General features: G+C 62.1%; 14 protein-coding genes and 1 tRNA gene. 7 read left to right on the top strand and 8 right to left on the bottom strand.

Annotated features, from left to right (window positions below):
* The first annotated feature begins 41 nt into the window (after positions 1-41).
* Both EXE51_RS05045 and EXE51_RS05040 read left to right on the top strand, forming a co-directional pair.
* The gene (locus EXE51_RS05045) at positions 42-1277 is read left to right on the top strand and encodes an AAA family ATPase (protein ID WP_137692127.1); all 1236 of its coding nucleotides are present in this window, start codon (positions 42-44) and stop codon (positions 1275-1277) included.
* Positions 1270-3072 carry a hypothetical protein gene (locus EXE51_RS05040; RefSeq protein WP_137692126.1) on the top strand — a complete coding sequence of 601 codons (1803 nt, stop codon included), beginning with the start codon at positions 1270-1272 and terminating at the stop codon, positions 3070-3072. Before EXE51_RS05045 ends, EXE51_RS05040 begins: the two co-directional genes overlap by 8 nt.
* Before the next feature lie 3 nt (positions 3073-3075).
* Here the strand turns inward: EXE51_RS05040 and EXE51_RS05035 are convergent, their stop codons facing one another.
* The 5 genes from EXE51_RS05035 to EXE51_RS17705 form a co-directional block, all read right to left on the bottom strand.
* Complete coding sequence (locus tag EXE51_RS05035) at positions 3076-3471, bottom strand: hypothetical protein (RefSeq protein ID WP_137692125.1); 396 nt, start codon at positions 3469-3471, stop codon at positions 3076-3078.
* 36 nt (positions 3472-3507) lie between these two features.
* Positions 3508-6138 carry a DUF1156 domain-containing protein gene (locus EXE51_RS05030; RefSeq protein WP_137692124.1) on the bottom strand — a complete coding sequence of 877 codons (2631 nt, stop codon included), beginning with the start codon at positions 6136-6138 and terminating at the stop codon, positions 3508-3510.
* Between the two features lie 39 nt (positions 6139-6177).
* Complete coding sequence (locus tag EXE51_RS05025; protein ID WP_137692123.1) at positions 6178-9408, bottom strand: DUF499 domain-containing protein; 3231 nt, start codon at positions 9406-9408, stop codon at positions 6178-6180.
* Positions 9409-9813: 405 nt separating this feature from the next.
* A complete protein-coding gene (locus tag EXE51_RS05020; RefSeq protein WP_137692176.1) occupies positions 9814-12483 on the bottom strand; it encodes a DUF1156 domain-containing protein in 2670 nt (889 codons plus the stop codon).
* 193 nt (positions 12484-12676) lie between these two features.
* The gene (locus tag EXE51_RS17705; protein WP_199234026.1) at positions 12677-12838 is read right to left on the bottom strand and encodes a hypothetical protein; all 162 of its coding nucleotides are present in this window, start codon (positions 12836-12838) and stop codon (positions 12677-12679) included.
* A gap of 18 nt (positions 12839-12856) precedes the next feature.
* On the opposite strand from EXE51_RS17705, the gene EXE51_RS05015 reads away from it, so the two are divergent.
* Together EXE51_RS05015 and EXE51_RS05010 are read left to right on the top strand one after the other, a co-directional pair.
* Positions 12857-13528, top strand: a complete 672-nt coding sequence (locus EXE51_RS05015) for a hypothetical protein (protein ID WP_199234025.1) — start codon at positions 12857-12859, stop codon at positions 13526-13528.
* A 124-nt stretch (positions 13529-13652) separates the two neighbouring features.
* Complete coding sequence (locus tag EXE51_RS05010; protein ID WP_137692121.1) at positions 13653-14819, top strand: hypothetical protein; 1167 nt, start codon at positions 13653-13655, stop codon at positions 14817-14819.
* A 261-nt stretch (positions 14820-15080) separates the two neighbouring features.
* Here the strand turns inward: EXE51_RS05010 and EXE51_RS05005 are convergent.
* The 3 genes from EXE51_RS05005 to EXE51_RS04995 form a co-directional block, all read right to left on the bottom strand.
* Positions 15081-15153, bottom strand: a tRNA-Arg gene (locus EXE51_RS05005).
* 27 nt (positions 15154-15180) lie between these two features.
* Complete coding sequence (locus EXE51_RS05000) at positions 15181-17787, bottom strand: RND family transporter (RefSeq protein ID WP_137692120.1); 2607 nt, start codon at positions 17785-17787, stop codon at positions 15181-15183.
* Positions 17788-19590: a COG1361 S-layer family protein gene (locus EXE51_RS04995; RefSeq protein ID WP_094552286.1), complete on the bottom strand. Its 1803-nt coding sequence runs from the start codon at positions 19588-19590 to the stop codon at positions 17788-17790.
* 280 nt (positions 19591-19870) lie between these two features.
* Here EXE51_RS04995 and EXE51_RS04990 point away from each other — a divergent pair, with 280 nt between their 5' ends.
* From EXE51_RS04990 to rimI, 3 genes are all read left to right on the top strand, one after another.
* Positions 19871-20677, top strand: a complete 807-nt coding sequence (locus EXE51_RS04990; RefSeq protein ID WP_137692119.1) for a TrmB family transcriptional regulator — start codon at positions 19871-19873, stop codon at positions 20675-20677.
* Between the two features lie 166 nt (positions 20678-20843).
* Positions 20844-22514: a PAS domain-containing protein gene (locus EXE51_RS04985; protein ID WP_137692118.1), complete on the top strand. Its 1671-nt coding sequence runs from the start codon at positions 20844-20846 to the stop codon at positions 22512-22514.
* Positions 22515-22560: 46 nt separating this feature from the next.
* Entirely contained in the window at positions 22561-23067 is a 507-nt protein-coding gene (gene rimI / locus EXE51_RS04980; RefSeq protein ID WP_094580426.1) for a ribosomal protein S18-alanine N-acetyltransferase, read from the top strand.
* The last annotated feature ends 49 nt before the right edge of the window (positions 23068-23116 follow it).

Raw genomic sequence — 23116 nt, 5'->3', positions numbered from 1 at the left:
CGCACCGTGTTTTATGATAGCTCCCCGATATCAGTCGGGTAATGAGTGGCCGGAAGCCGAGTTTCCAGGATTACGATCGAGAGGAGGCCGAGGAGTACAGCGGATTTCTCCTCAGTAACGCCGCCACGGCAAAGGATTTCATCACCCGAACGACCGATCCGGAGGCGATCCGCTACTTGGTCGAAGACCACACCATCGATGTCGACGTTCCTGGTGCCGGCATCCAGCTCAAAGAAGCGGTCCTCACCTCGGAGACGGCACCGCTCGATGTGAAGCAGACGGTCGCCCAGCGCAACGCCGATCTCGGTGACGTCCTCGTCCCGGACACCGTCGAGCGCAACGCTCGCACCGCACTCGCCGTCGGCAAACCTATCGTGCTCTACGGACCGACCGGCACGGGCAAGACCTACTTCGCAAAGCAACTCGCCTTGGCGACCTGCGTCGACTACGAGGTCCACACCGCGACGCCGACCTGGACCCCGGCGGACATCACCGGTAGCATCCAGCCAGAGACCAAAGACGGCGAGATTACCTACCACCGCCGCGCCGGCTGTGTCTCGCAGGGGATCCAGCAGGCCGAGCGATACGGCGACAACTACGCCGTCATCATCGACGAGATCACTCGTGCGGATATCTCGCAGGTGTTTGGCCCGCTGTACACCGCCATCGAGGACCAAGACCAGGTCATCTTCCGCGACGAGGAGGGCAACGGGCTGACGCTGAACGACGATCTGAAGCTGATCTGTACGATGAACATGTCCGACCGGACGGTCAACGAGTTGGACAACGCAATCACTCGTCGCTTCGCAATGATCGAGTTGAGCCGATACGGCGACGAGGCCAGATCGTCGCTGTTCGACGACTGGATCGGCGAGTTAGAGCCGGGCCCGGACCGCAACATCGACACCGACGAGCTGAAAGACCTCTTCGAGAAGCATCACCGCGGTATCAACGAGGGGACCACGACGAACAGCGAGGGCGGCATCATGGAGTTCGGCCCGATGCACTACGTCGACGTGACGAAGTTCCTGAAATACGCCTGTGAACCGGGCGGGCCCTACGCCGGCGAGGCCATCACGGCGGTCGGACAGGCGTTCGCTACCTACGTCGCGCCGCGTCTTCTGAATACGGCGTCGCTCCCGCAGATCAATCGTATCGCAAGCCACTACGAGACGCTCGACGACCAGTACCGGTTCGACATGAGCGCGCCAGCCGACTTGGCGCGTCGACAAGCCGCCGCCGAGGAACGCGACATGGGCGTCAGCGCCTATGAGTAGGCCAGTACGGTGCGAGTACGGGACGTCGCTGTGTAGCGTCCAAGAGAACCACAAGCTGGTCGTCGAAGGCTGTGACCCGGACCGTGTCGAAGACGAACTCCGTGCGGCAAACTTTGTTCGGGAAGGGAGCAAGTTCGTCAAACGACGCACACGGCTACGCCGTAGACGGTCTAACGCCGACGAGGAGGAGGATGGACTACAAGTTCTCACCGCTCGGATCGTGGAGGATACACTCCACGTAGAACCTTCCGACGTCGTCGGTGTCGTCCGACTGCTGCCGGGGATGAGTGTTCAGATAGAACCGAAGGTTGACTGGGACGACGTCGTCCGGATGCTGTTGACGGTTTATGAGATCGAACGAACAGACTCACCCTACGGGATTCCGCTGGATGAGATGACGACCGGGGGGATCGACGCGTCTAGAATTATCGCCATCTTCGCGATCAACTACGTCCAAGGGTTGCGTACGATCAAGCGAAAGGGGTTCATCCGGAACCTCGAAATCCGCCGCCGGACCGGATTCGAGGGGATCGGTTCGATCGATATGTCACAGACGCTGCTGAACCAGGCAAGCGGGAACCCAGAGCCGACGTGGGTCGAGACTCAAGTCGAGTACAGCAACATCGTCAACGAGACGATCCATATGGCGGGGAAGCTGCTGCTCCGGTTGCTCCAGCAGACACCTCACGAGCAGGCACATCCCCAACAGAACGCCTTGTTTTCGATGGTTCACGCGGAGCTCGAGCGAATCGAGGAACGGGGTGTCAGGAGTTCACAGAAACGTCTCGGCGCGTATCGAGAAATCTCGCTGTCCGATCTTCCGCGGCAACGCCACTACTACCGGCGGGCACTCCACACGTCCCGGTCTATTCTCGCCTCGACTCTTCTCGGACGGGCCGGGAGCGGTCCCGAAGAGCTGCTCGTAGACTACGCGCTCAGTATGAACTCGCTGTTTGAGGACTATACACAACGCGTGCTATCGCGAACGCTCGGGTCGCTCGACGATATTGATCATCTCGACCAACTAGATACAATCGAGTGTGAGGCGGAGCCCCCCGTTTACCCGTTCGAAGGGAATACCGATGCGACCTATTACCCGGATCATCTGCTTACGGACGGTGAAGAGACGCTCGCGGTCTTGGACTCGAAGTACTACCGTGAAGGGAAGAACCCAGCCCACGAGTCCGGATCCCGTTCGCGTATGTTCTCCTACGCGTACCTGACTACGTCCGAACAAATGGCGTTCCTCTGTCCGCTTTATCATCGGACGTCACTCGACGTGAACCGCGCCGGTGCCACGGTGGATATCGTCTCTCCCGACGGAGAATTTTCCTGTGAAAGCTACGAGTCACTCCTCCGAGAATACCTGCTCGACGTGTTAACCGAGTCGTATCCGGAGTTGGGGGTGTTCGACGCCGTCAACGAGGGAATACTCTGTCTCGATACCGCAACCATCGAAGACCTTTCACAAATAAAGGACGTGAACGGACCATTCAGTATTGCGAATCCGTCGTCGTTCGCGAACAAGATCATCTCCGCAATCACGTTCTCTACGAGGGGGCCAAACAAACTCGAGCTTGAGAATGGCGGAGGATGGACGAAATCTCGAATCAAGGACATTTGTACCGAACAGAACGACGATGGGAGTCCAAAGTATCCTCCCGACCAGACGACGTGTGTTCCGGTCTACGATCCCGACGGCAACGACGATCACGGAACGATCACGCTCTTTCTTGTCCGGCAGATGGAGGACGGAAGCACAGCGACAGAATCGGAGACCCGCGCGCTACTATAGCCGCTAGACTCGGAACGGTGTGGCTAGCCACCCATCACGTCGTCGTTTGATCTGGCGACCGAAGATCGGTTCGAGCGCATAGAACTCGCCAGCGATCTGTACTTCGAAACTGTCGCCGACGCTCTGAAACTCTCCGTCAACGGCGAACTGGATCGAGGGGAGTGGGTGCTGATTGTTCAAGAAATCCATCTCGGACCGCATGACCGAAACGAGTCGTTCTCGGAGGTCATCGTCCTCGGTGAGTGCCTCTTCGAGTCCGACAACGCAGACCTCCTTCGGGAGTGTCCGCTCTTCCAGTTGATGGATGAATTCGTCGAGTGGAAGCTGGTAATCGGCCGTGGTCTGGCTCTCTTTATTTACGATGTTGTACATTCCCGCCACTGCGTCGATATCGCTCATCGTTCACCCCGAATGTCTTCACTGTCGTGGCTGGTTTCACTCATGAAAGAGTCCTCGATAGCCGTCGTCGTTCGTAAGTCTGGCTAGCTCTGCCGCCAATTCGACGAGCTCGTCTGTTGTATCCATCTCTCGTTGGTCGCGGAGCTCACCGGTGGTTTCCGACTCCTGTCGGAGCAGATGTATTTTGTCGAGAGGCGTCAGATCTGGGTCCGGGGTCGACGCGAGATACTCCTTCCGGGATTCACCACCCCAGGTAGCGACGTCGAACGTGTCGCCGTCCGTAATAAGCCCCTTGCGCTGGAGGTCATCAGGAGAAACGTTGGTGCTGTAGCAGAGTCGTTGGAGGTCTCGCCGTGACGGCGTCTCTATTTCGAGGAGGCTGAGATAGATCTCATCAGGCGTGATTTCGCCGGAAACGAGGTTCTGGAATTCAGCGACTACTTCGACTGAACCCATTGTCTCTCCCCTACGGTGGACCTGCGCATAGTGTTGCGAGTACTCTCGGAGGCATCGTCCGAGTTCCATCAGTGAGATCTCTCCCTCGGACGGCGATTGATCGCTTTCCTCGATTTGCTCTCTCGCACGCTTGGCTGACCGATGTGCTTTCCGTCGGAGGGCTGACCAGCTAATTGGCTCTCTCTGCGGAGAAGTTACGGGACGTGCGACGACGATAACCGTAACATTCGGCTTATTATCACCGAAAAGCTCGCTCGCGTTCGCAGCGATCGGGTACATGGCTGTCAGCTCGAACTGCGACGAGCATAATGCGTCGACGAGACCTCCCCACGTGTCAGCGTCGCCGTTACGATAGGTGAACACCAAAATTCCATCGTCAGCGAGTACCTCTCGTATTCTCCCGAATGCGGTTCTGAGTTCGTCCTCGAACGTGCCTCCGTCCTTTCCTGTCGCGGGATTAGAAACGATACTGTCCGACCGTGGAGTCGTTTCGGGTTCGAAACAGTCGTACGAATCCGACAGGAGAAGCCGTTGCCAAACGTAGAAGAAATCGGATACCTCCGAGTAGACGACGTTGTCGTAGTACGGCGGGTCCGTGATGACCGCATCGTACTCCTCCTCTAGTGAAACATCACGCATATCACCCTGAAGCAGCGTGTACTCTCCACTGATTAGTTCCTCGAACGATTCTGTCTCATGGAGCTCCTCGTTCTCGAGATACCGCTCAGTCGGCTCATGAGCGAAATCGACCGCGTCACGGAGTTTCTGCCAAGTTGTGGTGAAGGTACCCCTCCCGGCCCTCGTCCCCCAGACGTTGTTCTCCGCGTAGCTCGTCCGTGGAGTGTAGGAGTTCCGACCGAGCGCACCCTCGATCTTGCTCCCCGCACTGTTGTACCGAGCGAAGTTGTTCTGGAACAACAAGGAATCGCTAAACGCCAACAAAAGGAATTCCTTGACGTCGGAATCGTCGATATTGTCGATCGATCGGAGGAGTGTGGCGAGACAGTATAACTGCCTATCATTGAACATGTCTCGCCACGTCTCGTACCCATGCTGGAAGATATCGTTTCCACTAATCGAAGAAGCAGCTGTGATCGAACCGTCCGGAATCTCTCCGTCTGGGGTATACTTCGATAAGTCGTCGTTCTCCGCCCACCGTTTAGCAGCGTCCTCGTAGCGTTTGACATCCCCGGGGCTCGGGGACGTATATCCCTTGTACGTTGACCGCTCTTCCCCCTCGTCCTCACAGTCGGTACAGTAGTACTCTATCGCGTACAGCTCTTCCTCGTACGACTGACCTTCCGCGATCGCGTCGACGATCGGGTATTTGAGCCCGCACGAGGGGCATCCGTACATCCCACCCTGAGACACCGGTCCGTTGGCCGGAATGAACTCGTTCCCACACTCCGAGCAGACGGATTCTGTCGAGATGTCGTTCGTCAAGAAGAGCTCACCACAGTCCGGACAAAGGACATGATCGTGGTCGCTATCCGCGTACCGGCCCTTCGCGACACGGTAGTCTTTGAACAGCGGAATTGTCTCGTCACAAGAGACGCAATCGAGCGAACGGACCCAGAGTGCGTATACGACATCGGCTACGTGGCTGCTGTCATGCGGGCAGTCTGTTTGGTATAGCTCGGTGAGTTCGTCCGAAACGTCTGCCTCAACCTGTTCGAATGCGTCCGCAAGATCTTCCGGGTCGATTTCGGACGCCTCGAACTCTTTCTTTGTCACAAACCACGCGACAGGATTCAGATCAACTCCAGTCACCGAGGCACCGAAGCGGCCGGCTTCGAGTAGGCTGGTCCCCCCACCCATAAACGGGTCGAGAACGGTGCTATCCGCTACCTGGACGTCTTGCGGGTACAGTTCCCAGAGTTCACCCGGAGTTTCCAGATCCACGTTGTCAATCAGTGCGCCGATGTCGAGTTCATTGTCTCCGTTGTCGTCTGTAAACTCCGAGAGAGATGCGTCGTTTCCGGCTCCGGGATAATCGCGGATATTGACCCGGTTTGGGTCGTCGAGCAGCGTGTACAGACAGATAGCTCTGAAAACGCTTCCCAGCTGACGAGCCCACCACTTGTGCATCGTGGTCAGAGGGCGGTAGTGGAGCTTCGCTCGTCCCTCTCGCTCGGCCAGGGCGCTGACTTCTGAAATGGGAAATCCGCGCTCTATCGGCCGACGATCAGGCCCTTCAGCTGGATCAGTCATGTCGATTCGTGGTCCCGAGATGGTATTTGAATCCTCGTCTCATTCGAACTCAAGACTGATGTCGATACCCGTCGCACTCTCAGGGATTCGTTCGAAGATATTGGCAACCGTATCATGTGACTGTCCGACCTGTAGTTGTAGCTCTGCGTGGGTCTTTTCGAACGTCGCATCATCTCCGAAGCCAGCTGGCGCCGCGTCGTCACCCTGGCAAGTGAATGAGACCGCTCCGTAGCTTATCGTGCCTGCCTCGTGGGACTGCTGCCACTCAGATCGAAGGTCAGCCGCACTATCTCCCTGGTATTCGAACGTCCACGTATCGTCTTTCGGGACACGGAAGCCCGCACCGGGGAACCAGTCAGACGGGTCCGTCGAACCCATCGTTCCGAGTTCGTACTCGGGGTCGTCGCCCCCGAGATGGGCCAGCAAGAAGTGTCGCACTTCGTCTTCAGTCGCATCAGGAGCGCAGTTCGTCTGAACGTCGCCGATGCTGAATGTCGTTTCGTCGTCGAGATCTCCGATATATCCGAGGATCTTTTCTCCGGTCTCATCGTCGACCATCGGAACGAGCGTGACGGACAGCGGATCACGGTTACCGAGCGAACTGACGTAGTCGCCGCCGGTGTTGATCCGGTAGCCGTCCGAAACGAGTCCACTCACAGCTCCGCGGAACGCAGATTCCGTCTCGTCACTCGGAAGGAATACCTCGGGATCATTACGTATCGCAGTCAGCACCTGACTTGTGTCCGCCTCTCCTGCCGCATCGATGGCGCCCTCGATACGGGACCGAACCTCGGCCATGCCGAGCCGCTCGGTGTCGGACACGTCACGGAGTGTCGCATCCGACCGAGCCTTGGAGATGATCTCGCTCCCGCTAAACAGGACGTACTGGTCGTCGGCCGCGAGGCGTCCCACCGCCATCATGATGTTGTCGTGGGGGTCGTCACCCTCTACCCAGACGTCCGTTCGTTCCAGAACCTCCAGCTCGAACGTTCCGACATCGACCTCGGTCGTACCGCTGCTGAACTGGCGCCGTAGTTCGTTCTCGACGTCGTCAACTGTCCATCGCTCGACATCGTCCTGTAACACCAGGATCGTGTCGGGACTCAGGTTCTGTAACTCGTCGGTGAAGCCAGTACTACCGTGTGCGAGGACGGGCTTGTCTTCGAGCCCGTCTTCGACCGCGTTGACGACCGCCTGCTTGCTCCCGGGGATCGGGTAAGTCGGATCCATCAGGAACTGTTCGTAGATGTCGTCAATCGTCGCTTCGCCGCGACTACGGAGCCGGTCCTGAACCAGATCCCACACGTGTCGCTGGAGATCAAACGGATCTGCTTCGGCGGCCGCGGCGATATTGCTCGCACTCAGTTCGTCCTCCGCAGAGACGAAGTTCTCGAGCGTCATCTCCGCGGCGTAGTCGAACTCGTTCAGCAGATTGTCTCCGTCGATGACCTCACCGTACGCGCTCCGTAGGCGTTCTTCGAGGTCTTCGGTGTACTCCACGTGGAGTTCCTCGATCCCCTCGACGATCTCGTCGCTCAGGTTCGGGTCGTCTTTGCGGATCTCCGCACCGATCACCTCCTTCGCCTTTCCGAGGAACTTCTCCTGCTGATCGGTCGGCGAGATCTGGTTGTCGTTTTTCGGCTGTACGAACACCAGCGTGTTCCGCCACTGTCGCCCGGCCGGCTGATTTTTGATGATCTCAGCCACGGTCGACTCGCTCCACGGCCCGTTTTTCACGACAACCTTGATGTTCTGGCTATCTGGGACGCTTTCGAGTTCCCCGTCGGCGTTGAATCCGACGGGGTACGAGCCGGCACCGAAGATGGATTCCACCGTCTCCCCGAGGAGCGTCATCGCGTCAGCGTCGTCGACATCTCTTGCGGCGTTTTTCACCAGCGATCGGGGGTTCTCGTCCTCTCGGATGACGAACTGGTCGTCGTTGCGCCACAGGTGGTACACTTCTCCCTGGAGCCGTTCCAGGTCGACGATAATGTCGTTCACCCGGTCGTCGGCGTGGTAGGTGCCCAAAATGATGTCCGAGGTCGTCGCACCTTCGGCGAGCCCTGGCGTGAGCGAGTAGATGAGAACGGTACTGAGGATGGGGCGTCCAAACGGGATGTCCGTGTCGGCCAGCCGGTCGACGATGTCGTCGTAACACCGGTCCGGCCGCGCGTGTTCGACGTTGATGCGGGTGAGTTCGTCGTTGTATTCGACCGCGTCGACCGTTCCGTGAGTGATGATGTCCGTTTCCTGGTGGTTGTCGACGAGTACCTTCGCGAACAGGTACAACATCCCACGGGTGGCGCCGGACTCGGTCTCCGCGAAGTAGCGCGTTTTCAGCGAATCGATCAGCTCCGGATGGAACGGATAGGTCTCCTCCATGTCTCCGCGAAGTCCATCTGGGAGGTCGACGTAATCCGTCCCGTCGTATGCCTGGATGTACTCGTCGACGAGCGATTCGACGGCAGGGGTGTCCACCGACCCGGGTTCGACGAGGCGGTGACGGAGCACATCTCGGATGTCCACCTGATTGGACATGTTCACCTCGACGCGCGTCTGCCGCGAGAGGATATCGTGGACATCAGATCCCTCTCGCAGTACGGAAACGATGGCGAAGAGATTCGTCCGTGAGGTGGTTTCTAGGAGCGCTTGGAGGAACCCCCTGTTGGCGCTCAGACGTCGGCCGTCCAGTGCGCCGAACCAGTCTTCGAGTTCGTCCATGAAGAAGGCGACCGTCCGGTCACCCACCGCGTCCTCGATCACGTCGATGGTCGGGTAGCCGCCCTCCTCGTCGTAGTCTTCCTCAGTGACCTCGTAGTCAAGTGCGTCAAACAGCGGCTCCCAGAGGTATTCGTACTGCTCTTTCTGGAGGGAGACGACGACCGGCAGGGCGTCACGGGGGAGGGTGCCGTCGAAGTCTTCGATCCGGCCGTCCGCCCAGTTTTCAACGACGTCCGGCGAGTCGAAGCAGTGGTACATCGCCACCATCTGGTGGGACTTCCCCGTCCCGTAGGGACCGTACATCTCGTGGATGCGGGTGTTGTCTTCGCCGGAGAACGTGTCGCGGAGCCGCTTCAGCGAGTCCTCCAACCCGCCGGTCAGCAGCGTGCGCTGGAAGAACCGCTCCGGGTCCGCCTCCAGCGACCCCTCGTCGTCTTCGACGTCGTACAGCCGGATCTGACCCTTTATCAGACCGTCTCCCTCGGTCAGTTCTCGACTGAGGGAAAGCACGTCATCGATGTGCGTTCCGGTCGTTTGGTCCGTGCTCATCTTGATTCGATACGTCGGCAGGACCGTTAATGAAGGTACGTATCTTCGGATCGTCCCCGTCCCGCGCTTTCGCCCTCCGAACGCCGGCGTGTTCGAGCAGGCCCACCACTGATCCGGGACGTACCGACCGGGCGTGAGTGGTTCACTTGTCTCGGTTCACTTGCAGTCTCGTACTGGGATTTATTCGTCCCTGTCCAGTTGGCTGCCATATGTCGAGTACGGAGTGGCGTCCGGCCGATGACGAAGACGGTCCGGACGAAGACGTTGGCTTCAGCGACGCACTCGCCGAACTCGCCGTCGAGGACGCTCCAGCGATAGACTCCGTGGACGCCGTTCGTAGGTCCCGCGAAGACGTGTGGAAATCGAACGCTACCCGAACAGAGCCGGAACCCGAATTGAAACGATTTACTCGGACTGGAACTCGCTCATATCAACATCGACGCCGAGCATCTTGAGATAGGTGTCGTCGCCGCTGGCCTCGGCCAGCCCCTCACAGAGTTCGCGGAGGTCATCATCCTCCCACTCCGCGCGGTACTCGCTCGTCGATTTGTCCTCCTCGTAGCGGTACCGGAGGAAGTGCGCTCGTTCGAGCGGCGTCGACTCCCCCGCCCCGGCGTCGACCTTCTCGACGACGTACGCCTGGCGTTCGGCGTCGCTCCAGTCGCCGAGGTGGAAGTCGCCGCCGTCCATCCGGAAGAGCGCCTTCTCGCGGAGTTCCTCCTCGGAGACGTCGCTCCGGCGAAGCAGCTTGTTTAGGTCGTCGTAGCCGGGGTCCCGGCTCCGAAGCAGGTCGAGGAAGATGTCATCCTCGCCGAGCGCGCCCTCGGCGATGATGTCGTAAATCTCCGCGACGGCCTCCTTGGCGGTCATGATCTCACCGTCACGCCGGACCTCATCGTGGTGTTTGGAGTACTCGGCGAAGCAGGCACCCATCGCCACGACGCCGATGTCGCCCTGCGTGAGCTCGCGGTCTTCGAGGCTCTCACGGAGCGTTTCGAGCCGATTCAGGATGTCGATCCGGAGACGGCGCCAGGAGGTTGGTGTCTGTTCGTCGGCGGGGCGGGCAACGATGACGATGTCGAACGAGACTGCCTCGCCCCCGATAAACTTGTGAAGATCAGAGTTGATGGGATACGTCGCCGTCACCTCGAAGCCGGTGTTACACAGCGATTCGAGAAGTTCACCCCACGATTCCTCGTCGCTGTGGTGGTAGGTAAACGCGAGCGTCCCATCGTCTTTGAGTGCTCGATTGATAACCTCTAGCGCTTGACCCATCTCGTGTTCGAAGTCCTCCGCGGTCTTGTCTAAGTAGGGGTTAGTAACGATCGACTCCGCGCGCGGAGTCTTCTCGTGTTGGAAGCACTCGTACTCGTCTTTGAGAAGGATCTTCTGCCAGACGTAGAAGTAGTCCGAGACCTCAGAGTATATGATGTTGTCGTAGTATGGAGGGTCCGTCAGGACCATGTCGTACTCGTTCTCTGTGTCAATGTTTCTCATATCTCCCTGATGAGCCACAGAGTTTTCTCCGGTAGACTGGGCAAATTTGTCTGTTTCCCTCGTCTCACCCCCAGATACATATCGCTCAGTGGGAGAATTTGCGTATTTAACGCCACTAAGAACCATGTCCCAGCTCTTCCGGAATGTGATCATCCCGTACCTTGTTCCCCAAAGGTTGTTCTCCGCTGGACTAGTCGGGGGATCATAAGAATTTGTCCTCCAGATATCTGCGATTTTGGAGGCACTCGCCTGATAACCAACCATCATGGTATTACAGCGTAAGCATTCACTGAATGCCAAAAGAAGGTACTCCCGAGCATTCTTGTCTGTAATTGATTGAATTGATTTTAGAAGCTTTGATAGATTGAGTAATTGTCTGGGGTTATAGAAGTCTGTCCAGGCTTCGTACCCATGGTCGAAGACCGGATTTCGTTCCGATGTCATGTGGCCTGCCGGGATTTCTTCGTCCGGAACATAGTCGTGGAGGTCCGTACGAGTCTCCCATTCTTGCTTCGCGTCTTCGAAGAGCCTCTTGTCAGCTACAGATGCCTGCTTGTAACCCTTGTAATCGCTCTTCTGTTTCCCCTGATTATCGCAGTCCTCGCAGTAATACTCGACTGCGTAGAGTCGCAGATCGTATCCGCTTTGATCCGCGATCCCATCTGTAATCGACTTCTTTTGCCCACACTCGGGGCAGTTGTAGTACCCGCCTCGACTCACGTTTCCTTCTTTCGGCACCCATTCGTGGGCACACTCGTTACACTCGCTCTCCTCCTGCCAGTCGTCGACGAGCGTAATGGCCCCGCAGTCCGGGCAGAGAACGTTGTACTTGTCGTCATTCTCGTAGCGACCCTTTGCGACCCGATAATCCTTGAATAGCGGAACAGTGTGGTCACAAGAGGCGCAGTCGAGTTCTTTCACCCAGAAGTTGTACATCACATCCGCTTCGTGACCGTCTTCATGGTCGTGGTTGGCGTTGGGACAGGGCGTTCGGTAGTACTGTTTGATTTCCTCGGCGACATCCGCTTTGACTCGGTTGAAAGCGGCCTGTAGCTCCTCGGGGTCGGTCCGGCCGGCTTCAAGCTCTTTCTTAGTGACGAACCACGCGACAGGATTCAGGTCGTAGCCGATGGTCTCAGCGCCGAATCGTGAGGCCTCGATGAGCGAGGTACCACCACCCATGAACGGATCGAGGATCTTCTTGTCGTTAATACGGACATCTTTCGGATAGAATTCCCAGAGTGCCTCCGGTTCGTCAACGCTCGTTTCGGCGATCGCCTGTATGAGTTGGTTGGTCGTCAGTCCGTTCGCGCCGAGCGTTTGATTCTCACCGGGCTCATACACTTCGACATCGTCAGTGGTTGTATTCTCATCTAGCAACGAGTATAGCGAAATAGCACGAAAAAGACATCCCGGACGGCGAGCCCACCACTTGTGCATCGTATACAACGGCCGGTAGTGCTGTTTGGCCCGGCTTTCCTTTGCGGCGATCTCGTTCACCCGCTCGATCGGAAAGCCGCGCTCGATTGGGAGTTCGGGACGGCCCTCCGACCCAGTGGAGTGTTCTTGTTCGGACATGTGGAGTCTTATCTTGGCTATCCCCAGCGAACACATAAAACACGCACCTCCGATCTCGGCCTCGTCTCCGAAATTGCTATGACGGCGACGCATGGAGGTGTTATCAACGGAGTAGTGTACTCGATACGTGGATCTCCCAATTGACCCGACTCAAAACGACGCATCACCGACAGATCTCGTCCGCGACCTCCCCTCACAAGCCGCCCGTCGTCGCGTCCTCCAGGCGGCCGACCTCTCTATCGACGTCGACGACCGGAGCTTTCCCGAAACGCTCGACGAACTCTCCCAGATCGAACTCCGGCGGGTGGCCTCGCAGCTCCGATTTGCGGGGACCCGGACGGTCCACTACTACCACGTCGATGGACTCCAGCGAGTGTCTCCCGACGATGCGACCGGCCGAGCTAGAGATGTCAGTTCTTCGGGCGCGTACGGCCCCGAGATCCAGACGGCCGTCAGGGACCACGACCGCGTCTACGTCGTCTGCGACGTGCCCGATACCGGGTCACAGACACAGCTGACGATCTCCGATGAGGACCGAACGACGACCGTGGCCACGTTCGAGCCGCGAACACCGTCCCTCGCGGTACGTACACCCGATACCGAAACCGCAGACGCGACTATGCGAGCAGTGGTAGACTTCCTCGGACTAGACAACGCGAGCCGGATCTCGTTTCTCGACGGCGGCTTTCGCGGCCGATTCGAGGACACCTGTGTGGTCGGCTACTCGTCGGTTCGACTTCTGACCACAGGCAATCGTGGTTCCGCTTCCGAGATTGGGATTCGACCAGAGGAGTCCGGAAATGGGACTCACACTGATGTCCGGACCGACGCAGTCGTGAGTGATCTGCTTCAACGGAATGACACAGAACTCGACGAGGCGACTGGACTCGTGGCAATTTTCGGTGGCGTCCAACCACCGTCAACAGGCGAGCAGTTCCGCCCGCGGGTCACGATCGGGTTCCCCGATGGTCGCGTGCGCTTCGAGCAGTTCGTTCCCGAGCAGGTGCTGCTAGAACTCGACGAGATCGTGCGGGACTCACTCTGAAGAGCCATAGTAGGTTCTGAGGAATTACCAATTCTCGAACTCGCACCATCTGGATCGATTCCATCGCTCATCTATTTCCAAACTGGACATAGATTTATGAGTCAATATTGAATTGGCGTGATTTGTGTCGGGTCACAACACTGAGATTTTTCGTCATATCGACGGAGAGGAACCACTGAATGACTTTTTTGTATCACTCTTGGCTCGATCAGATATCTCTCGGATCCTCAATACGATCCACGACGATATCGAGTTCGGAAATGAGGCTTCTCTCGTAGCCACACAACGCAGCGGCCTACAAGACCATCCGGAGGGGAATACAAAACGTCGAACCTTAGACTGGGTAGTGAGAGATGACGAGAAACTGGTGGGCTATGAGTCTAAGACGAACGATAGTCTAGAATCCGATCAGCTGCGTGAGGAGCGCCGGAAGTTAGATGAGAACGCTCCCAAGAGAGACGTGTATCTCTACGCGATTACGGAGGACGTACGGAAGCCAGACCGATCTGCGGAGTTCACTTGGATGAGCTGGTCAGACGTTGGAAAGGCAATTCACGATATCGAGAACAAATCACCAATAATTCAACTGATGTCAGACATGCTCAAGAATGAAGGCTACGACGGATTTCGAGGGTTTACGCCGTACGAACAAGACGAAGGATGGTTTATTAAACATCAAAACGAAGCCATTGATCTCGCCGTCGAGGCTGCGGAGCGTGCTGAAGAAATAGAATTTTATCACAGAGATCGGATAGACCCTCATAATAGGGTACAAGATAGCGTTTCAACTGTTAAAAGTCGTCCTTCTAGATGTTTAGGACCCTCATATTACGTTTTTCCAAATCATCCAATCGGATACCAGGAGACGGAAACCACGTACAACATTCGTGGGGATTATGGCTGGTATATCGCGATCGTCGTCCCTGCGCTTCATAATCAGGTGTATGTCCAGATGAATGTGTATCTCAGCAAGAATCCGGAATTCAGAGCATTATTTAAACGAAACGCTACGGAGCTGTCAAATATTATTGACACTGAAGGGATGACCGTCTGGCCATCGTGGAATAGCCTATTCCAAGAAGAAACCCCGGACGAATTTGATGATCCGGACCGCATAGAGAAGATCTTCGAGAAAGAAGGTGGGAAGAGGAAATATAAACGAATCAGAATGGGGTGGGAGATCGATACCGAGAAAGAATCTGACGAGATAATTATAGAGACAGCTAGGAAGATGGAGCGACTCCATGAGATATTCTATGATGGGATAACACGGAGAAAGTCGTTTGATTGATTATCCAATCCTAAATACGGCCGACTTCTGAGTTTGCTATTCCGATAGAAATCACAGGAATAGAGCACAGCGACGATATCGCTATTGGAAGTGTGAGATCACCCAAAGGATTTTACCCCGACTCCGTCACGTGTATTTCACGAACCGCACGAAGGCGACGACCCCCGTCACGCTGCGTGACGAACTCAAACCCGTCACTGGGGGTTCGCCTTATATACACCCGGCTGCCGTCCTGTCAATTTGCCCCGTCAGAAAACGTGACGGGCGCGACGGGATTTGAACCCGCGGCATCTTGGTCCGGAACCAAGTGCTCTGTCCGCTGAGCTACGCGCCCTCACGAGCCGGTATCCGCGGCGAGCGTTTAACGCTTCTGACTCGGATCGTCGTCCGAGGCCCGCGGGTCAGTCTGCCACTCGAACGCTTCGGCCGGAGAGTCGGCGGCGGCGCCACCGGCGGACGCGCCGCCGTCGGTTCGGGCTCGGTCGGTCGTGTCGCTCTCGCCGTCGATCGCGCCCGCGGCGTCGAACAGGCGGCCGACGAACAGCAGTCCGGGGCGGCGCTCGACGACGGCGACCCAGACGACGAGCGCCGGGGGCAACACGATCAGCGACGCGAAGTAGGCGAGCGTGATGCTGGCGGCGGTGAGGAGTCCGAACTGCCCCAGGACGGGGGTGATCGCCAACACGAGGACCCCGGTCCCGAGCGCGGTCGTCGCCCACGTGCCCGTGAGCGCGCCGCCCGTCCCGCGGAGCGTGGTGATCACCGCGGCGTCGACGTCGCCGCCGCGCGCGTACTCGTCGTGGAAGCGGTGCGCGACGTGGACGGTGTAGTCGACGCCGAGCCCGATGGTGATCGCGAGAATCGTCGCGGTGATCGCGTTGAACGGGATCCCGCCGAGCCGCATCGTGGCGGTGAGCGTCGCGACCGCGACCGTCACGGGCACGAGCGTGACCAGCCCGAGCGTCGGGCTACCGAGCAACAGCCAGAAGAGGATGACGAGGAACACCGCGGAGAGCCCGAGCGCGGCCGCGAGCGAGACGATCGCGGAGTCGAATATCGTGTCGGCGACCGCCTGAAAGACGACGATCTGGCCGGTCGCGATCGCGTCGCCGCGGTAACGGTCGGCGACGCGGCGGGCGTCGGCGGCGATCTCGGCGTCGCTGGCGTCGGACTCGACGGCGTACACGATCCGCGTCGAACGGTCGTCGTCCGCGAGGTACTCGCCGGTGAAGTCGTCGTACGGCGAGTCGCGCAGCTCCGCGTAGATCCGGTCGAGGTTGCGGTTGGGACGACCGTCGTCGAGCGACGACTCCTCGACGAGCTGTTCGAACTCGGGGTCTTCCGAGGCGTACGCGTCGATCGCGCCCTGGACGCTGTCGGTGCTGGCCCGGCCGTCGACCGTGACGAACGTGTCGGGCGGGTCGCGCTCGGCGCGCGCCAGGCTGCGGAGGGCGGCGTCGCTGGTCATGCGCCGCTCGACGTAGATCGTGACGGTGTCGTCCTCGCTCGTGGCGAAGTTGTCGGAGAGGAAGTTGATCGTCTCCGTGGCGGTGTACTCGCCCGGCTGGAGCGGGCCGGGGAGGTAGTCGACGTACGCCGGCTCCTCGCTCGGCGGCAGGAAGTCGTCGTCCTCGAACGTCGTATCGACGCCGGCGCCGTAGCCCGCGGCGCCGGCCGTGATCAGCAGGACGACGACGAGGAAGACGGCGGGCGCGGGCCGCGAGATCCCCGAGAGCCGCGGGAGGAGCCGACCGAGCGCGGAGTCCTCGGAGCCGAGCGGGCGCGAGCCGAACTCGGGCAGCGAGCGCTCGGCGCGCCAGCGGTCGAGGAGCAGCTTCGCCGCCGGCAGGAAGCCGACGAAGATGACGAGGGTGAAACAGATCCCCAGCCCGGCGACGAGGCCGAACTCGCGGAGCGGCGGCAGCGAGCTCGTGAGGTTCGCGAGGAAGCCGATGATCGTCGTCCCGGCGATGATCGAGTAAGCGACCACGAGCTGACCGAGCGCGCCGCGCATCGCCGTCTCCGGGGGCGCGCCCGCGGCGCGGTCCTCGCGGTAGCGGTTCACCGTGTGGATCCCGAAGTCGATCCCGATCGCGAGGAGGAGGACTGGCACCGCGATCAGCACCTCCGAGAAGGCGATCCCCGCGTAGCCGGTGAAGCCGAACGTCCAGACGACGGTCATCAGCAGCGCGATCCCGCCGAGGACGAAGTCGAACGGGTCGCGGTAGGCGTACGCCAGCAGGCCGAGTATCACCGCGAGCGCCGCGGGCACGACGATGCCGAGCGAGTCGAAGATGACGCGCTGGAACTCGTCGTCGACGATGCCGCTCCCGAACGCGGTGATGTCGCCCGGGGCCTCCTCGGCGACCGTCTGCGCCTCGGACTGGATCGCCTGCGTGTCGGCCGACGCCGGGAACCCGTGGTTGACGACGCCGAGCGACGCCGAGGCCGTTCCGGACTCCTTGTTGAAGTCGTCCGAGAGGAGCGTCGCGAAGCCGGGGTCCCGCGCGGCGGCGGCCACCGCGTCCTCGATCTGCCCGTCGCTGGCGCGCTCGATTGCGTCGCGAGCCGCTTCCGGGGTGTCGGCGTCCTCGTCGAGCTCGGCCGCGACGTCCATCGCCGGCGCGGAGAAGCTGGTTACCCGCAGGCTGTCGCGCTCGTCGAGCCGTTCGGCGGTCGCCAACATGTCGAGGAGCCCGCGGCGGTCGAGCACGTTGGTGTCGCGCTGGATCAGCTGCGTCGTCGGGTCGTCGCCACCGAAGGCGGGCTCGAACTGCTCGTTCACGCGGTCGAGCGCGTCCGACTCCTCGATCCCGTCGGTGAACTGGTCGCTGCCCGCGCTCGCCTCCAACAGCGCCATGCCGGGCGCGAACAGGGCAGTCACGACGAGGCAGGCGATCACGACCCGGCGCGGCTGCTCGATGACCCGATCGGTGATCGCGCCGAACAGTCGGGTGACCGGGTCCATCTATCGGGAGCGGAGTCGACCGCGGAGCCGTGAGATCGCTCCGCTCACCCGACCGCGCTGCCAGACGACCACCCCGCCGACCGCGAGGACGCCGAGCAGGGCGACGATCCCCAGCGGCGAGGAGAGTGCCCCGCTGTCGTCGGCGGTGACGACCTCGACCGGGAGCCGGTAGGTGTCGGAGAGCTGTTCGTCGCCGTCCGCGTCGTCGTATCGGAAGTCGACCGCAGCCGCGTACGTCTTCGGCGTGGCCCCGCCGTCGACCTCGACCTCGAAGGTGACCGTTGTCGCCTCGCCCGGGTCGAGCGAGGTGACGAACGCCTCGTCGTCGGACGACGAGAGCGGCGAGTCGACGAACAGTTTCGCCTGGACGTTCGAGATCGGCTCCGGACCGGTGTTGCGGACGACAGCGTGGTACTGGACGGTCGACCCCGGCGTGACCGCCGAGGGGTCGGTGGCGTTCGGCTCCGCCGGCGACACCGCGAACACGTCCGCCTCGGGCGCGACGTCGACGACAGCGTCGAGCGCGTCGGAGGTGACCACGTCGCCGGCCGATCCGGTCGACACGAGCGAGATGCCCCCGTCGTCCGTCCGCCTTGCGCTCACGCCCTCGTCGGTGCCGATCCCGCGGTAGCGGACGGCCACGTTGACGGTCCGGGGACCCGGATTCGCGTCCGTCCGGAGGCCGGCGTCGAACGTGGCGGTCGCCGTCTCGCCGACCGCGAGGTCGCCGACCGTGTCGCGAGTGGAGCGCGGCACGATGTTCTGGTCCGTCTGGACCGTGTCCTGTCCCACGCCCTCGGGGGCGGGTGCCTGATTGCTGAACACGACGACCGCGTTCTCGATCTCGCGGGGGCCGCGGTTGCGCACCTCGACGGTGAACGAGCCGTCCTCGCCGACGCGCAGCGTGCTGTTGACGGCCTCGGCGACGAACGACTGGGGGGGCAGCGGCGTCACGCCCGTCCGGACCGTCCGGGCGGCCGCGTCTGCGCGCTCGGCGTCGCGGTAGTCGACCTCGAACTCCACCGTCGACGACCGGGCGGTCGCCTCGCCCGCGGAGGCGAACCGGTAGGCGAACGTGCGGTTCTCGCCCGGGGCCCACGCGCCGACGTACGTCTCGGTCGTGCCCGCGTCGGTGGCGAAGGTGAGGTCGGGGTCGATCGGGTTCGCGGCGACGGAGGCCTCGTGTGCGGTCTCGTTGCGCACGTTCCGCATCGTCACCTCGACGATGCCGTTGTCGCCGGCCTGGACGACGCCGTCGACGTCGACGACCGCGAACTGTGCGCGGTCGGTGATCTCGACGGAGACGTACACTGTCTCGGACGTGATCTCCTCGTCGCGGACCGTCGAGCCGTCGTCGACCTCCGCGCTCTCGACGTTCCGGTACTCCAGTCGGATCGGGACGCGGTAGACGCCGGGTTCGGCGTCCTCGTTGGGGACGACTGTGAACTCGATCGGCCCGGTGACCCCGCGGGCGACGTCGCCGACCGTCTGCTCGCCGGTCCGCACGTCGAAGGGGACCTCCCGGTTCGCCTCGTCGCCGGCGAGGATCCGCGCCGTCGTCTCGTGGGCGGTCACGACCTCGCTCTCGAGGTCGTCGGCGCCTTGTTCGTCGATGTCGCCGCGGTTGTTCAGGTTCACCTGAAGGGTGGACTCCTCGCCGGGGACGAACGCGGTCTCCGGCGCGAACGCCTCGATGTCGGGGTCGCCGCGCACCGTGTCGTTGGCCTCCTGCGCGACTACCGCTCCGGTCGCGACGAGGGACACGACGAGAAGCAGGACGACGACCGTCCGGATTCGGCTCATGTTGGTTACCACCGGATTGGAGGCTACGACGTAATACCCTTCGGGAACCCGCGACAACAACGTATCTGTTTCCGTATAGGTGTCGCAGACGGGTCTCGGTAGTCGATGCGACAGAAATTCGATACACACCGGATTCTACCGGTTTGACGCCAGTTGCTGTCGAACTGCCGAGAGGCGCAGAAGCGATCATCAAAACGATCTATCGTTTCGCGATCGCTTTTTTATATACTTAACCGGCGTCAAGCGCCGAGGCTTTGTGGGGGCGTCACGGAGGGCGCATATGGAGTCGCTCCGCGACCTCGGGCTGTCGAGCTACGAAGACCGGGCGTACCGCGCGCTGCTCGCCCTCGGCACCGGGACCGCCGCGGCCGTCGCCGAGGAGAGCGGCGTGCCGAAGGGGCGGATCTACGACGCGCTCGGCGGCCTGGAGTCGCGCGGGCTGGTCCGGGTCCAGACCGACCGGGAGCCGAAGCGGTACGCGCCCGTCGAGCCCGCCGTCGCCGTCGACCGGCTGGTCGAGGCGAAGCGCCGGGAACTCAACCGGCGGATCGAGACGTACGAGTCGGGGAAAGGGGAGCTGATCGACCGGCTGGCGGACGCCGAAACGGCGGACGACGAGTTCTGGACCGCCGCGGTCGGCGCCGACGACTCCCTCGACCTCCTCTTCGAGCGGATCGACGCCGCCGAGGAGTCGATCGTGGTCGTCGCCACCGATGTCTCCGCGCAGTTCGACGTCGACCGCGACGGACCGGCGCTCCTCGACCGGCTCCTCGCGGCGATCCGGGGCGGCGTCGACGTCTCCGTACTCATCTCGCCGAGCGTGTTCGACGACGCGCGCGCCGCCGTCGACGAGGACCGGGCGACGCTGACGATCGCGCAGGGGCCCTTCGAGCTACGCGTCACCGAAGACGCGTACGGGAACTTCTATCTCATCGACGGCGAGGAAGTGTGCCTAGAGGTCGCCGACCCGCTTTCGCCCGACCGGCTGTTCGGCATGCTCGACCTCCGCGACCGGAGATTCGCGGCGCGCGTGAACGAGGGCTTCGAGGCCGCGTGGGCGGACGGGACCGTCGTCGACGAGGTGTGACGCCCGCGGATCCGGCCGCTCGGAGGGTCGTCGGAGCGCGACCTGACCACCAGTCCGGACGGCCGCACCGGGTCCGGATGGATCGGGGCGTCCGCCGATTATCAAAACCGATTTCTCCGGCGCGCAGCTTTATCACCCTGCGTCCGTATCGTCGGTAGAACCCATAGTGACCCTCCGGCCATCCGACACGTCGACGCCCGACCGCGGCGGCGACGAGGGCGACGCCTCGGCGACGGATCCCCCCGAGACCGACGACGCAGAGCGGGCGGCTCGCGCGGAAACACGACCGGAGACCGTCAGAACGTGCGGCGCGCCCGCCGACCGGGAGTCGGGGACTCGCGACGGGGCGCCCCCGGACGGCGGCTCGGTCGAAGCGGACCGGTTCCTCCTCGCCGTCGCCGTGGACGGCGAGGTGTTGTTCGCCGGCCCGTCGGCGACGGACGTCGTTGGCGTCGAGCGCGACGCGCTCGTCGGGAGCGACCTCCTCGACCGCGTCCACCCGAGCGACCGCGACCCGGTGGCCGACGCGCTGTCGGCGGTCACGGCGAACCGGACGGTCACCCACCGCATCCGCCGCGCGAGCGGCGGGTACGCGTGGGTCGAGTCGATCGTCGACGAGGAGCTCGCCCCGGAGTTCGGCGGCCGGATCGTCACGGTCCGTCGAGTCGACGTCGACCGAACCTTCCCAGAGCGCTACCGGGCCTTCCTCGAGTACGGTAGCGACCTCGTCACCGTCGTCGACGGCGACGGCCTCGTCGTCTACGAGAGCCCCTCCGTCGAGGAGGTGCTCGGCTACGAGCAGGGGGCGACCGTCGGGCGCTCCCCGCTCGGCTACGTCCACCCCGACGACCGCGAGCGGGTGACGGAGCGGTTCTATCGCGCGCTCGACGAGCCGAACGCGGCGCCCACCCTGGAGTACCGCTACCGCACCGCCGACGGCGACTGGGTCTGGCTCGAGTCGCGGACGCGCTCGCTGCCGGCCGACAGCCCCGTCGGCGAACTGCTCGTCAACTCCCGCGACGTCACCGAGCGGAAGGCGCGCGAGCGGCGGCTCACCGACCGGAACGAGCGGCTCGACCGCTTCGCGAGCATCGTCTCGCACGACCTCCGGAACCCGCTGTCGGTGATCCGCGGCTCCATCGAGATGGCGCGGCTGCGCGGCGAGACGGAGCCCCTCGAACGCGGCGAGCGCGCCGTCGAACGGATCGACCAGCTCGTCTCGGAGCTGCTCACCCTCGCCCGGCAGGGGACCGGCATGGACGAGCCGACCGAGTTCGCGCTCGCGAGCGTCGCCCGCGACGCGTGGGAGACCGCCGCCGAGGGCGACGAGCGCGCAGAGCTGGTCGTCGCCGGCGACGCGCAGGTGTACGGCGACCGGGGGCGGATGCGGCAGGCCCTGGAGAACCTGTTCCGCAACGCGAGGGAGCACGGGACGCCGGGCGCGGCGGAAGCCGCGGTCGACGGTTGCGAGGACGTGCCGACAGACGGGGACGAGGAGGCGCCGGCGTCCGGCGACGACGCGCTCACCGTGCTCCTCACCGCCACCGACGAGGGGTTCCTCGTCGCGGACGACGGGGCCGGGATCGACCCCGAGGACCGCGGCTCCGTGTTCGAGTCCGGGTTCACGACCCGAGCCGACGGGACGGGGTACGGGCTCGACATCGTCCGCGAGATCGTCGAGTCCCACGGGTGGACGGTCGAACTCCGCTGCGACGCCGACGGCCCCGTCGGGCTCCCGGACGGGCGGCGGCTCCGGATCCCGGAGGGCGCGTGCTTCGAGGTGTGCGCCCCCGATCCGGCCGACACCGACCCCGAGGAGCCCTGGATCGATCGGTAGGGGGAGGACCCGGCGCGTTTATTCCTCGCGGCCGCCAATTCGGCCCGTGAGCGTCGCCGACCTGACGGTCCGGCAGGCCGAGCGCGCCGACCTCCTCGCGGTGGTCCGGATCGAGCGCGCCTGCTTCTCGGACCCGTGGCCGCACGACGCCTTCGAGCGACTGCTGGACGAGCCGGCGTTCCTCGTGGCGGAGCGTGAGGGCGCGGTCGTCGGGTTCGTCGTCGCCGACCGGACGCCGAACCACGGCCGGGACATCGGCCACGTCAAGGACCTGGCCGTCCACCCCGACGCCCGCGGCGAGGGGATCGGGCGGACCCTCCTCCGGTCGGCGCTGACGCGGCTCCGCGCGACCGGCGTCGCGGTCGTCCGCCTGGAGGTGCGCGAGGGGAACGACCCCGCCCGCTCGCTGTACGCCGACGAGGGGTTCGAACCGGTCCGGCGGGTCGGCGGCTACTACCGCGACGGCGAGGACGCGCTCGTGCTCGTCGTCGACCTCGCCGCGTGGGCCGGGCGAGCGGGGTCGGGCGGCGGCGACGGTGTAGAGTCGAGGTAACGCGCCGCACGCCTATCGGCTTGCGGCGCGGGGTTTGCCAAGGCTTAGT

The organism is Halorubrum sp. CGM5_25_10-8B, from assembly GCF_005435095.1.
In the GTDB taxonomy this organism is placed as follows: Archaea; Halobacteriota; Halobacteria; order Halobacteriales; family Haloferacaceae; genus Halorubrum; species Halorubrum ezzemoulense.
The sequence above is the reverse complement of the archived record's forward strand: the minus strand, read 5'-3'. Positions and strand labels throughout refer to the sequence as shown.

Bases quoted from the DNA above. Each gene is read 5' to 3' on its own strand.
- EXE51_RS04995 (WP_094552286.1), bottom strand. From the start codon at position 19,590: ATGAGCCGAATCCGGACGGTCGTCGTCCTGCTTCTCGTCGTGTCCCTC.
- EXE51_RS05045 (WP_137692127.1), top strand. From the start codon at position 42: ATGAGTGGCCGGAAGCCGAGTTTCCAGGATTACGATCGAGAGGAGGCC.
- EXE51_RS05000 (WP_137692120.1), bottom strand. From the start codon at position 17,787: ATGGACCCGGTCACCCGACTGTTCGGCGCGATCACCGATCGGGTCATC.
- EXE51_RS04990 (WP_137692119.1), top strand. From the start codon at position 19,871: ATGGAGTCGCTCCGCGACCTCGGGCTGTCGAGCTACGAAGACCGGGCG.
- EXE51_RS05040 (WP_137692126.1), top strand. From the start codon at position 1,270: ATGAGTAGGCCAGTACGGTGCGAGTACGGGACGTCGCTGTGTAGCGTC.
- EXE51_RS05035 (WP_137692125.1), bottom strand. From the start codon at position 3,471: ATGAGCGATATCGACGCAGTGGCGGGAATGTACAACATCGTAAATAAA.
- EXE51_RS05020 (WP_137692176.1), bottom strand. From the start codon at position 12,483: ATGTCCGAACAAGAACACTCCACTGGGTCGGAGGGCCGTCCCGAACTC.
- EXE51_RS05025 (WP_137692123.1), bottom strand. From the start codon at position 9,408: ATGAGCACGGACCAAACGACCGGAACGCACATCGATGACGTGCTTTCC.
- EXE51_RS05030 (WP_137692124.1), bottom strand. From the start codon at position 6,138: ATGACTGATCCAGCTGAAGGGCCTGATCGTCGGCCGATAGAGCGCGGA.